Consider the following 12,914-nt stretch of genomic DNA (forward strand, 5'->3'; position numbering starts at 1 on the left):
AAATAATATTAATTCTTATCTGCTTTCAAGGCAGCCATTGTAACATAATTATATGGTTGATTATAATGAGGCAAGAAGAAGATATCTAGCAATTGTAACTTATCCATAGTCAATCCTTCCTGAATAGCTAGCGAGAACATATGAATAAGTTCATGCATATCATACAATGAAGCTAACTGTGCTCCTACGATACGATTAGTTTTCTTTTCATAAACGATTCTAATTTTAACTTTGGCATTTTCAGATGCTGGCATAAAATCTGGCAATTGCTTATCTTCATAATCAACATATTTAACTGACAAGCCAAATTTATCAGCTGCTTTGACGCTCAATCCAGTTGAAACCAACTTCAAATCATAAATTTCAATACCATTTGAGCCTTGAACTCCAGCACCTTCTATCACGGTACCTGCAGCATTATGTGCTCCTACAATTCCACTTCTAACAGCATTGGATGCTAAAGCAATATAAGTCGTGTCTTGCAATGCATTAGAATAATTAGTTGCACAATCGCCTACCGCAAACACATCAGGATCCGATGTTTGAAAATTACGATTAACAAGATATGCCCCATTTGAAAACCGTTTCAAGTGGTCTCCGCCTAAAATGGCATTAGGTCTAAAACCAATGCAATTAATTACTATATCTGCTTGATACTTACCTTTATTTGTCTTTAAAGCACAAACATGTCCATCTTTACCAAGATATTCCTGTGCTAATTCTCCATAATGTGTTTCAATATCATGATCTCTTAAATTTTGATCCATTAAAGTAGAAAATTCAGGGTCATAATAACTAGACAAACACGTCTTCGCAGCATCAAATAATAATACTTGCTTTCCACGACGACGAGCAGCTTCGGCAATTTCAACACCTATATATCCTGCACCAACTACAGCAACAGTCTTCACATCACTTTTATCTAATTCTTGATCAACTGCCATCCCTTCTTGGAATAATTTCAAGAAATGAATACCTTCCAAATCTTTACCTGGCAAATCAGGTGCAATTGGAGCTGAACCCTCAGCTAAAATCAACTTGTCATATGTTTCTGTGATTTCTGTATGATTTTTAGTAGTTGCATAAACTATCTTATTTTCAAAATCAATTTTATTAACGGTAGTTTCTAAGGAAATACGTGCACCTTTTGCTTCAAAATCTGCGGGTTTAGTATAAAATAATTTTTTATAACTAGAAATTTGACGTCCAACCCATAAAGCAGTACCACATCCTAAATAAGAAAGATTATTATTTCGGTCAATCATGATGACCTCATTATTTTTACCATAATTATCTAATAATGTATTTGCAGCAGCTATACCTGCATGATTAGTACCTACAATCACAAATTTCACTGTGATATCCTCCTTGTATTTACATAAATAAGAATACTTCTTATTAAGAATAAGTATAGCACTAGCAGGTATAAAAAGCTTGACAGGACTTTTAGACCTTAGTTAGATCTATTTTAAGCCTTGCCATTTCCATGAAACTACTTCAGGCATATCTTCACCATAATCTCTAATATATACATGGTGTTTATCTAAAAGTCTGTCTATTTGTTCTATGAATTCAGCATTAGTATCTGCTAATTTAGTCATCATCACTGCATCTTTAACTAAATGGAAACGATCAAGTTCATTTAAAACACGCATATCAAAAGGTGTCGTAATATCACCATTTTCTTCATAACAATGAATATGAATATCATCTTTACCACGACCACGTTCAAACCAAATTGATGACATCATTGGTTTAAATCCATGCCAAGCAAAAATAACAGGCACGCCTATCGGAAATAGTCGTTCAAATTCTTGATCGGAAATTGCTGCATTATTTTTAGATGTAGGCATTAATTTCATTACATCAATCACGTTAATATAGCGAATCTTCAATGAAGGAAATTCTTTATGCAAAATATCAATTGCAGCCAACGTTTCAATGGTGGGCTCTGTTCCAGTAGAAGCAAACACAACATCAGGTTTAGCATTATGGTCTGTAGATGCCCAATCAATATATCCCAAGCCATGATCAACTAAGCGTTTAGCTTCATCAATACTAAACCATTGCGGACGTGGTTGTTTCGATGTAACCAAAATATTAATACATTCACGATCTTTAAAAGCCTTATCTGATACTGCTAAAAGCGAATTAGCATCTGCAGGTAAATATTCATGAACCAAATCTGCATGTCCCTTTTCAAATAAATGCGTCAATAAACCGGGATCTTGGTGGGTATATCCATTATGATCTTGCTGAAATACTGTTGAAGTATCAACAAAGTTCAAAGCTGGATAATATCTACGCCAAGCTTGTTCTTTAGCTTTACGTAACCATTTAAAATGTTGCGTTAACATCGAATCAACTACACGTCCAAATGCCTCATATGTTGCAAAAAAGCCATGACGACCTGTTAATACATATCCCTCAAGCCATCCTTCTGCTTGATGTTCTGATAATTGAGAATCAATAATTCTACCAGAATTATTCAAATTTTCGTCATTAGGTTGATGGATTTTTTCCATCCATTGTCTTTTTTGATTATCTAGCAAATCGAATAAACGATTAGATTTGCACTCATCAGGGCCAAAACCTCTAAAATTATCGGGATTCAATTTAGCTATTGCATCCAAATATTTAGCCCACTCAACCATATCTTGTTTTTCAACAGAACCCGGTTGATCAAATTTCACAGCAAATTTTCTAAAATCAGGTAAATTTAAAGATTTTGGACTTAACCCGCCATTAGTAATTGGATTTTTAGCCATTCTATGTACACCTGTAAGTGTATTTTGCAATACTATCGGTTTTGGATAACCAGTATCTTCAAACAATTCTTCAGGATGATAGCTCTTTAACCAATCGGTCAATAAATCTTTGTGTTCCATTTGCTTTTGACTAACTGGAATTGGTATTTGATGTGCTCTGAAACTATTTTCAATTGGATTGCCATCTAAATCAAACTTAGGACCTGTCCAACCTTTAGGTACTCTAAAGATAATCATCGGCCATGTTGGTAAGGAACTATCGCCAGTTTCTCGTGCATGCGTTTGAATTGCTTTAATTTCTTCTATTACTTGATCAAGTACATGAGCCATTTCATGATGAACTTGCATATGCGGTTTATAACCATTAAATTGTCCATCATTATATGCAGAAATAAAATATGGTTTCCAACCCATCCCTTCAAAATATTGTGTTAATTCCGCATCCGACATCCGCGACACAATCGTTGGATTTGATATCTTAAAACCATTAATTTGCAAAATAGGAATCACTGCCCCATCATGAATTGGATTAATGAATTTATCAGAAAACCAACTAGTAGCTAAAGGACCAGTTTCTGATTCACCATCACCTATTTCAACTGCCGCAATAACATCTGGATTATCTAAAATAGCACCTACACCATGTGATAAGCAATACCCTAATTCTCCACCTTCATGAATAGAACCTGGTGTTTCTGGTGCAGCATGTGATGCTATCCCACCTGGAAAACTGAATTGCTTAAATAACTTAGCCATTCCTTTTTCATCTTGCGTAATCTCAGGATATGTTTCAGTATATGAACCATCTAAATAAGAATTAGACACCATCACTTGACCACCATGACCAGATCCTTCAATATAGAACATATTCAAATTATATTTTTTGATAACTCGATTTAAATGTGCATAAATAAAATTTTGCGGAGCAATCGTTCCCCAATGACCTATCGGTTTAGGCTTAACATCAGTAGCAACTAAATCTTGCTTCAACAAAGGATTATTCATCAAAAAAAGTTGTCCAACGGACAAATAATTGGCAGCACGCCAATATGCATCAACAGATTTTAAATATTCTTCACTATCGTAATTCATCCTTACAACACCCCACTATACTCTATGTACATTTTCATGATAGTACATCATATATTTCAAATCAACCATTGTGCAAATTGATACCTACCAATTAAAGAATTGCATAATAAAAAAGCGATACTAATTCTATATCACTTTTCCTTGTCATTACTTATTTAAATTGACAAAACTATTGTACTTCATATATTTATAATGAACACGCATGTTAGATACTTCAAAAGGTGTACCATCATCTAAAAAGAAAATACCCTCAATAATACCTACCGGCTCATTAGGTTCTAACATTAATTTCACTTGATCTTCTAAAGTAGATGGTTCTACAGTAATAGTTAAAAACGACTTGGTTACTCGCTTATTTTTTTGATGCTCTAAATAATTAAATAAAGATTTTTTTAAAATATCAGGATTTAAATCTGGAGCAATTTTGATAGGTATAAAACCAGTTTCAATTAAAAATGGCTGATCGTCAAGCAAACGTAAACGTCTTATTTTATAAACAAAATCTGAACTAGTTAAGAACAAATCTTGTTTCAGATCATCATCCGTCTTAATTACTTGATAATCTAACAACTCGATATTTTGTGACTTACCTGGTACACTAAATGAATCTGTTATACCTAAATTGGAACCTTCATATTTAAATAATCCTCTATTTTTTAGATAAAGCGGATTAATAAATGTCCCACTACCTCTTTTTTTAAATACTATCCCCTCTTGAGCTAGCAATTCCAAAGCACGCTTCATTGAGGAACGACTAACTTGATAGTGCTCACTTAAACTACGCTCATCTGGCAGTCGCATTCCATCATACTCTTTATTAACAATTTTTTCCTTAATATCGTGCATAATTGTACGATAAACTAAATCAGCCATTATTTTTTCTCCATCTCAGCGGATTGTGTAACTTTTAAAAACCAATCAGTAAATATTTTGTGATCAACTGCTACAGCAATTTCTGCATTGTACTTAGTGCAAGCTTTATCACTAAAATCAATAACACTAGCACCATAAGTATATTTACCAGTTAATTCTATCTCAACATGTGCACGACTAAATGTATACATTTGAGGATCCAATAACATACCAATAGCAGTAGCATCATAAATTTCAGTACCACCACTCACGCTTTCTTCGTTGATACCTGTTAAAATACCATATAGCATCTCACCTACTCTACCATGTGCTTTAATGCTACTCATATCATCAGGCAATATAGCAGCTTGACGGCCTATTTCAAGCGGTGCCACTACAATCTTTAATCCACTATTGAAAACGATTGCAGCTGCTTCTGGATCACATGCAATATTATATTCTGCAAGCGGCGTATAATTTCCACGACCTATATTGCATCCCATAATAAATAATTTATCTATTTTACTAATATCTTCAGGATATTGCTTAAATAATAATGCAAAATCAGTCAGAGGACCCAATGCTACCAAAGTAACTTTTTCCTTCTGCTTATTAATTTCTTGATGCATTAACTCAATAGCATTGCCACTCTTGAGCAATGATAAATCAGCTTCAGGAAATTGATAACCTACCATCCCACTTACTCCATGAACATCTGCTGCTGAAATAGCATCACGAATAAGCGGAGCAGCTGAGCCTTTGACAACTGGAACTGTAGTTTTTAAAAATGTTTCTAATCTCAAGGCATTATCTAGCGTATGCTTTAAAGACACATTTCCCCATGTAGCTACAATCATACGCACATCAAGTTCCTGTGCAAATAAGCTTATAGTAAGAGCAGCCGCATCGTCAATACCAGGATCAGTACTGATAATTAAAGGTATTCTCTTCATGTATACATCCCTTCCCAAACTTTGTATAGATTAATTATGCACTAATAACATTAAAAAAAAAAGACTTGATAACAATCAGTCTTTATAATAATCATCTTTAATTCTAACGTTTTCTGATTTCTATTTTTCCATCACTATGAGCAATAATAACTTCATTGCATATATTTAAAAATAAGCCATGTTCAACAACACCAACTACGCTATCCAAATAATGTGCTAACACATTAGGAAATGGAATAGGATCAACATGTAGATCAATTATGAAATTTCCATAATGTGTAATATATCTTTTTCCATTGTCATCCAAACGATATTTTGGCAATAATCCTTCTTGACTAAAGGTTCTAAAATTCTGCTCACATGAAATAGGCAACACCTCAACAGGTAATGCAAAGCCTTTTAAGCGATCAACAAATTTAGTTTCATCAACAATCCATATATTTTTTTTAGAATTAACAGCTACATTCTTTTCTAAAGTTAAGGCACCTCCTCCACCTTTAATACCATTAAGGTTAAGATCAACCCGATCGGCACCATCAACAGTTAAATCAATTTGATCAACTTCAGATAACTCATTAACTTTAAAGCCTTGCTTTTCTAATTGAGCACGAGAGCGATTAGAAGTGGTAACAATAGCTTTTAAGTTTAAAGCTTTTTCCCTATTTATTTTAGCCAACTCATCAATAAAAAATGCTACCGTGGAACCTGTGCCAACACCTAACACAGAATTAGGCTCAACCATCAAGGCTGCTTTTTTAGCTGCTTCTTGCTTTAATTCATCTTGCTTAGTTTTTTGCATAATTAATCTCCTTTAAAGCTGCTTCAACAATATCTCGCTTAGGAATAGAAGGAAATGCTCCTAACTTTTGCACAGCAAAAGATGACGATAATGAAGCATAAATTGCACTAGCTTCAATATTTGCAAAATCTGCTTGCAATTCACTCGATAATGCTCCAATAAACGTATCACCAGCTGCAGTTGTATCGACAGCTTTAACTTTAAATGCTGGAATCAATTTGCTAACTTTTCTGGTCGAAACAAAGCATCCCTTTTCACCTAAAGTTATAATAACGCCACCAATGCCCAACTGATGATAAAACTCAGCACTCCTTTTCATCGACTCTAAATCGGTAACTCTAATACCCGTAATAATTTCACTTTCGGTTTCATTTGGGGTAATCAAATCTGTTACCTTTAACAATTCTTCAGGTATATTAGCTTTAGCTGGTGCAGGGTTCAAAATAGTTTTTTTGCCTGCCTGATGTGCTAATTTGAAAGCTAATATTGTAGGAGCAAGCGGCGTTTCAAATTGGGCTATCACAAAATCACTTGTTTGGATTTCATCTTTGGCTTGCATAATATCCGCTTCAGTCAAATCATAATTTGCTCCATGTTGAATAATTATTGAATTTTGTCCAGTTTCTTGTAATAAAATATATGCCTGACCAGTTTGTTGTTTTTTAGTAACATTAATATATGCAGTATCAATCTCATTTTCAGAAAATTCTCGCAACATATATTCACCATTACTATCATCACCAACGCGACCGACAAACACAGTCTTATTTCCTGCTCTAGCAGAAGCTATGGCCTGATTGGCACCTTTACCTCCTGCAGCTTGAGAAAATGCACTCATTGCTACAGTTTCCCCAGGTTTAGGTAAAGCCTTTATATGCATAATATTATCGACATTAATTGATCCGATAATTGTTACTTTCTTCATTATATCTACTCCAATTTAAGACTAATTTCTTATAAAATATCAATATAGATTATTATAACATTAATATGTATAGTCGAAAATTATCACTAATTTTGATACCATAAGTTAAGTAATGATATCTAATATTTTTTAAAAAAAGAGGTAAAAATTAATATGAATGCAATTTTAACAGTTTATGGTCAAGATAAAGTAGGAATTATTGCCCAGACAAGTACTTATCTTGCGGAGCAAAAAATCAATATATTAGATGTGTCACAAACAATTATGGGAAATAATTTTGTCATGATGATGAGTGTACAATTACCAAAGGGAGCTGATTTTATGGTTATTAACCAAGGATTAGCTCAAATAGCTAAAAATTTATCTGTCGAAATAAATCTAAGAAATAATGAATTGTACGATGCGATGCATCAAATTTAATTTAAGGAATAATCGAAATGGAAATAAATAAAATTTTTGAAACAAGTAATATGATTTCACAAGAAAATTTAGATATCAGAACAATTACAATGGGAATCTCACTTCTTGATTGTATTGATAGCGATAGTGATGTTGCTTGTCAAAAAATATACAATAAGATCATGAAGAATGCTCAAAATTTAGTGAAGGTAGGTCGAGAAATCGAAGCAGAATATGGTATACCTATCACTAATAAGCGTGTTTCTGTAACACCTATTTCGCTAATCGCTGCTGCTTGCAAAGATCAAGATTATGTTAAATATGCCAAAACACTAGATAGAGCTGCTCAAGAATTAGGAATTGATTTTATCGGTGGCTTTAGTGCCCTTGTACAAAAAGGATACCAAAAAGGTGATCATATCCTAATTAAGTCATTACCTCAAGCATTAGCTGAAACTAAATATGTTTGTGCTTCTGTGAATGTTGGATCTACAAAAAGTGGCATAAACATGGATGCAGTTAAAGAAATGGGAGATATTATCGTAGCTGGCTCTAAACTCAATTTCATGACTAATGCTAAATTAGTTGTCTTTTGTAACGCAGTAGAAGATAATCCTTTCATGGCTGGAGGATTTCACGGCATCAGCGAACCAGATGTAGTAATTAACACAGGTGTCTCAGGTCCCGGTGTTGTAAAAGCAGCATTAGAAAAAATTAAGGGTCAATCAATGGATATTGTAGCCGAAACTATCAAGAAAACTGCTTTTAAAATAACTCGTATGGGGCAATTAGTAGGAACCATTGCTGCAGATAAATTAAATGTGCCATTTGGTATTGTCGATTTATCATTAGCACCTACTCCTGCTGTAGGTGACTCAGTGGCTGAAGTTTTAGAAGAAATAGGCTTAGAGCAAGTGGGTACACATGGGACCACTGCATGTTTAGCAATGCTCAACGATGCTGTTAAAAAAGGTGGTATTATGGCATGTAGTCATGTTGGTGGATTATCAGGTGCATTCATTCCCGTATCTGAAGATGCTGGGATGATTAGTGCTGTTAATAACCATTGTCTAAATATCGAAAAGCTTGAAGCAATGACTGCTGTCTGCTCCGTCGGACTAGATATGATAGCTATTCCTGGCAATACACCAGCAAGTACAATTAGTGCTATGATTGCTGATGAAGCAGCTATCGGAATGATCAATGCCAAAACAACAGCTGTGCGGGTAATCCCTGTACCAGGCAAAAAAGTGGGCGACTTTGTTGAATTTGGTGGGCTTTTAGGACACGCTCCGATTATGCAAGTAAATGAAGCCTCAAGCCAAGATATGATTGCTCGTGGTGGTACGATTCCAGCTCCTATCCATAGCTTTAAAAACTAAAATCATAAAAATATCTTTATCATATATCGACTTTCAAAGTTAAAATTAAAATCTAGCATTGAAAGTCGATATTTTTAATTATAATTAACTAAAATACAGCAAAAAGCGTAGTAGTCAGAACACTACCACGCTTTTAGAATTTTTTGATTACTTATAAAACTTATTTTCTAAATATACTGTACCTTTTTTAGAAACCCATTGATTACCACCAAGATTGTACCATACATCGGAATTATGGTAGTATATTTTCAAAACTTTCCACGATGAACCATTAGGCAAACACTTACCTGTCGGTTTAATACCTGGTGCTGCCCACACTCTAATACCAGCATTCGAATTACATCTTACTTTAATAATAGGGCAATCCTCATATTCTCTATAGTCACATAAATCATATATTCCCTCTTCCATACTTGTGATATTAGCTACCATATATGATCCATCAACCCATTGATTACCACCAAGATTATACCATCGCAACTGAACACCAGGCATACTTGAAGGGCATCGATAGATTTTAAAAATTTTCCAAGACCGTACATTAGGATCAATGTCTTTAATAACTTTGCCAAATGGTTTATCTAATACAGAAGTTGGATTAGCTTTCGGTGAATAAATAGAACCAACACCTCTAATATTAGTCGTTATTCCAACATAATCTTCACTAACCCATTGATTACCACCAAGATTGTACCATTTAGGTGCATGTACATCACCATATTTTTTTACACTATCACAACATTTAAACACCTTCCAATTAGTACCAGGTGCAAGATAGCGAATCACATTACCATTAGGCTTATCACATACAGCTACTTTAGTATCACCATTAATGACATTAGCAATACCTTTCATACCAAAAATAACATAAGAAGCTAACTTGATTGTAAGATCTTTTTCACGAACCCATTGATTACCACCAAGATTGTACCAATTATTGTCCACATCATAATATTTTTTGAAAATTTTCCAATTAGTGCCCGATTTAAGATATCTTACTACATTACCATTTGGTTGATCATATACAGCTACTTGCTTATCACTATCAACTGTCCGACCTGTGCCATTAAGACTAATAACCATATTACTTTTTGTTGACTCAATATTTTTGGCATTAGCAATTTCTGTAGCAGCAGATACTTTACTAATATTCTTATTCCCAATAGCAATATCTGCTAAAGAAAGTAATGCACCAGCACATAACATCGAAAATATTGATATTTTAGTATACTTCATACCTAATAACCTCACTATAATAATCAATCTTTTGCCTAAGATTATAATTTCTTTTTTTAGAAGATACAATACTAATATTATATTTTTTTAAAGTAATATAAACCTCAAATTTTAGACATAATAAAAACCCCGAAATTATTGTCCAATTTCGGGGTTCCTATCACACATCAAAATATGATTTTAATAAAATTACTATTTTTTATTATTTCTTACGTCTCGTATAACATTATGTAATGTTAGAACAAACGCTAAGAAAATCAATATAGCTTTTATATACGGGTATTGATCCAAAAATCTAAATCCACTATTAAAGGAGATAAAGTATGCCACTAAAACTATAACTACTATTAGTGCACTTTTAACAATAACTTTAGACATATCAGTACACCTTCACTTCCATATCCCAACTAAAAAATATTTACACACACCCAGGCAACCATATTTTTACATATTTTTCTTTGTTGGTCAACAAAAAAATATAATACTATTAAATAAATTAGTAAATAAAATTAAAAAGCGTAGCAACTTTAAATAATTGCTACGCTAAAAAATTATTGATTAATCGTCATTCTTAGGTGCTTGATCCAATTCAGCAGACATCATCCAAATTCTCTTCTCAACTGAAGTATTGAACAAAATCAACATATCATTGGTAGAATCATCACCTTCTTCAGCACTGATTCTAATTCCTTTTTGATATAGATCACGAAGTTGTCTTAAATCATCAACAATAATACTGAATCTCTCATTAATTGTTAAATTATAATTACCTTCACTCTCTTTAATTTTGCTCTTTTCTAAGACTTCTTTTAAACTAGAACATGGATTTCCATCTAAGATAACAATTCTTTCTGCAGCTAAATCTAATTGTTCAGATAATTCATCCATTACCTCATCCAGATACGGATGCAATTTTAGAAAACGTTCACCTCTCATATACCAATGATGTTGATGTACAACTAAGTGCAATTTAATTAAATCGGCAACTGCTTCATTCAATATTTCTTTTGTCTTTGGATATTTCATTAATATTACCTCCGTATTTCATAATATATATTAATTATAACGTGAGGCGTAACAATCACATAATGATATGCACTTTTTTATCCAATAGCACCTTCCATTTGAAAACTAATTAAGCGATTGAGTTCAACAGCATATTCCATAGGCAATTGTTGCGTAAAAGGTTCAACAAATCCCATAATTATCATCTCGGTAGCCTTACGTTCAGAAATACCTCGACTCATCAAATAATACAATTGTTCTTCTGAAATTTTAGATACAGTTGCTTCATGCTCCATCGCTACATTAGAATTTTCAATAGCATTGGTTGGAATCGTATCAGAAGATGACATGTCGTCCATAATAATCGTGTCACATTCAACATGCGACTTTGAGCCACTTGAATTTTTACTAAAATCAACAGTTCCTCTATAATCAGTAGAACCGCCACCACGAGCAATTGACTTTGAAACAATGGAACTCGAAGTATTAGGAGCATTATGTAACATACGTGCACCAGAATCTTGATGCACACCATGATGAGCTACTGCAATAGATAACATCGTACCCTTGGCACCCTCACCATTTAAGTAAACACTGGGATATTTCATAGTAACTTTGGCACCCAAATTACCATCAACCCATTCCATAGTTGCATTCTTTTGAGCTTGTGCCTTTTTAGTTTCTAAACTATAAACATTATCAGACCAATTCTGAATAGTAGTATAGCGACAATATGCACCTTCTAAAACATTAACTTCCACGACTGCAGCATGCAAGCTATCAGAAGAATATTGCGGTGCTGTACATCCTTCAACATAATCAAGATGAGCATCTTGATCAACGATAATTAATGTTCGCTCAAATTGACCCGAATTTTCAGCATTTAAACGAAAATATGCTTGAATAGGCGTATTAACTTTTACACCCTTAGGGACATAAATAAATGACCCTCCCGACCAAACGGCACAATTTAAAGCGGCAAATTTATTGTCAGTTGGATGAGCAATTTTTCCAAAATATTTTTTAAAGATATCAGGATATTCTTTTAAAGCACTATCCGTATCCATAAAAATAATACCTAATTTATCAAATTGCTTTTTCATATTATGATAAACCATTTCTGATTCATATTGTGCAGCAGAACCAGCTAAATATTTACGCTCTGCTTGAGGTACACCCAATTTTTCAAAGGTTAACTTAATATCCTCTGGAACATCGTTCCAATCACGATACTTTTTATCTGTTACCTTTTGATAATAAAGCATATTTTCTAAATCTAACCCACTAAGATCGGGTCCAATACTTGGGAAAGGCATTTTTTGATAAATTTGATAAGCCTGCAATCGATAATCTAACATCCATTTAGGCTCATTTTTTTCAGCAGAAATTTTTCGTACAATTTCTTCTGTTAAACCACGACCAGTAGAAAATTTTGGCTTTATATTATCATGAAAGCCAAATTGATAAGCATCATCATTTACCAAATCCTCGGCTGTTGCCATT

The 12,914-nt window shown here is 33.6% G+C and carries 11 protein-coding genes; 2 read left to right on the forward strand and 9 right to left on the reverse strand.

What is annotated here, in order from left to right:
* Positions 1 to 8: 8 nt before the first annotated feature.
* From nox to rbsK, 6 genes are all read right to left on the reverse strand, one after another.
* Entirely contained in the window at positions 9 to 1,355 is a 1,347-nt protein-coding gene (gene nox / locus G6Z82_RS03990) for a H2O-forming NADH oxidase (protein WP_006733326.1), read from the reverse strand.
* Positions 1,356 to 1,463: 108 nt separating this feature from the next.
* Positions 1,464 to 3,860, reverse strand: a complete 2,397-nt coding sequence (locus tag G6Z82_RS03995; RefSeq protein ID WP_006731347.1) for a phosphoketolase family protein — start codon at positions 3,858 to 3,860, stop codon at positions 1,464 to 1,466.
* Between the two features lie 147 nt (positions 3,861 to 4,007).
* On the reverse strand, positions 4,008 to 4,733 hold the full coding sequence (locus tag G6Z82_RS04000) for a GntR family transcriptional regulator (RefSeq protein WP_006729149.1): 726 nt from the start codon (positions 4,731 to 4,733) through the stop codon (positions 4,008 to 4,010).
* A complete protein-coding gene (locus G6Z82_RS04005) occupies positions 4,733 to 5,665 on the reverse strand; it encodes a nucleoside hydrolase (protein ID WP_006729150.1) in 933 nt (310 codons plus the stop codon). Before G6Z82_RS04005 ends, G6Z82_RS04000 begins: the two co-directional genes overlap by 1 nt.
* A 103-nt stretch (positions 5,666 to 5,768) precedes the next feature.
* Positions 5,769 to 6,464, reverse strand: coding sequence for a ribose-5-phosphate isomerase RpiA (rpiA, locus tag G6Z82_RS04010; RefSeq protein WP_006729151.1), 696 nt, complete (start codon positions 6,462 to 6,464; stop codon positions 5,769 to 5,771).
* Complete coding sequence (gene rbsK / locus G6Z82_RS04015; protein ID WP_102878014.1) at positions 6,451 to 7,389, reverse strand: ribokinase; 939 nt, start codon at positions 7,387 to 7,389, stop codon at positions 6,451 to 6,453. Before rbsK ends, rpiA begins: the two co-directional genes overlap by 14 nt.
* A 153-nt stretch (positions 7,390 to 7,542) precedes the next feature.
* On the opposite strand from rbsK, the gene G6Z82_RS04020 reads away from it, so the two are divergent.
* Both G6Z82_RS04020 and G6Z82_RS04025 read left to right on the forward strand, forming a co-directional pair.
* Positions 7,543 to 7,809, forward strand: a complete 267-nt coding sequence (locus G6Z82_RS04020) for an ACT domain-containing protein (protein WP_006729153.1) — start codon at positions 7,543 to 7,545, stop codon at positions 7,807 to 7,809.
* Positions 7,810 to 7,826: 17 nt separating this feature from the next.
* Positions 7,827 to 9,170 (forward strand): PFL family protein, encoded by a 1,344-nt coding sequence (locus tag G6Z82_RS04025; RefSeq protein WP_006733336.1) that lies wholly within the window; start codon positions 7,827 to 7,829, stop codon positions 9,168 to 9,170.
* 147 nt (positions 9,171 to 9,317) lie between these two features.
* On the opposite strand, the gene G6Z82_RS04030 is transcribed toward G6Z82_RS04025, so the two are convergent.
* The 3 genes from G6Z82_RS04030 to sufB form a co-directional block, all read right to left on the reverse strand.
* Positions 9,318 to 10,406, reverse strand: a complete 1,089-nt coding sequence (locus tag G6Z82_RS04030) for a hypothetical protein (RefSeq protein WP_164785830.1) — start codon at positions 10,404 to 10,406, stop codon at positions 9,318 to 9,320.
* 558 nt (positions 10,407 to 10,964) lie between these two features.
* Positions 10,965 to 11,432, reverse strand: coding sequence for a Dps family protein (locus G6Z82_RS04040; protein ID WP_006730124.1), 468 nt, complete (start codon positions 11,430 to 11,432; stop codon positions 10,965 to 10,967).
* A gap of 77 nt (positions 11,433 to 11,509) precedes the next feature.
* Complete coding sequence (gene sufB / locus G6Z82_RS04045) at positions 11,510 to 12,913, reverse strand: Fe-S cluster assembly protein SufB (protein ID WP_006729158.1); 1,404 nt, start codon at positions 12,911 to 12,913, stop codon at positions 11,510 to 11,512.
* Position 12,914 lies beyond the last annotated feature (1 nt).

It is taken from the genome of Lactobacillus iners (genome assembly GCF_011058775.1).
Classification (GTDB): domain Bacteria; phylum Bacillota; class Bacilli; order Lactobacillales; family Lactobacillaceae; genus Lactobacillus; species Lactobacillus iners.

Excerpts from the sequence above, each read along its gene's own strand:
- rbsK (WP_102878014.1), bottom strand. The coding sequence starts at position 7,389 with ATGAAGAAAGTAACAATTATCGGATCAATTAATGTCGATAATATTATG.
- G6Z82_RS03995 (WP_006731347.1), bottom strand. The coding sequence starts at position 3,860 with ATGAATTACGATAGTGAAGAATATTTAAAATCTGTTGATGCATATTGG.
- G6Z82_RS04040 (WP_006730124.1), bottom strand. The coding sequence starts at position 11,432 with ATGAAATATCCAAAGACAAAAGAAATATTGAATGAAGCAGTTGCCGAT.
- G6Z82_RS04000 (WP_006729149.1), bottom strand. The coding sequence starts at position 4,733 with ATGGCTGATTTAGTTTATCGTACAATTATGCACGATATTAAGGAAAAA.
- G6Z82_RS04030 (WP_164785830.1), bottom strand. The coding sequence starts at position 10,406 with ATGAAGTATACTAAAATATCAATATTTTCGATGTTATGTGCTGGTGCA.
- G6Z82_RS04025 (WP_006733336.1), top strand. The coding sequence starts at position 7,827 with ATGGAAATAAATAAAATTTTTGAAACAAGTAATATGATTTCACAAGAA.
- G6Z82_RS04020 (WP_006729153.1), top strand. The coding sequence starts at position 7,543 with ATGAATGCAATTTTAACAGTTTATGGTCAAGATAAAGTAGGAATTATT.
- sufB (WP_006729158.1), bottom strand. The coding sequence starts at position 12,913 with ATGGCAACAGCCGAGGATTTGGTAAATGATGATGCTTATCAATTTGGC.
- G6Z82_RS04005 (WP_006729150.1), bottom strand. The coding sequence starts at position 5,665 with ATGAAGAGAATACCTTTAATTATCAGTACTGATCCTGGTATTGACGAT.
- rpiA (WP_006729151.1), bottom strand. The coding sequence starts at position 6,464 with ATGCAAAAAACTAAGCAAGATGAATTAAAGCAAGAAGCAGCTAAAAAA.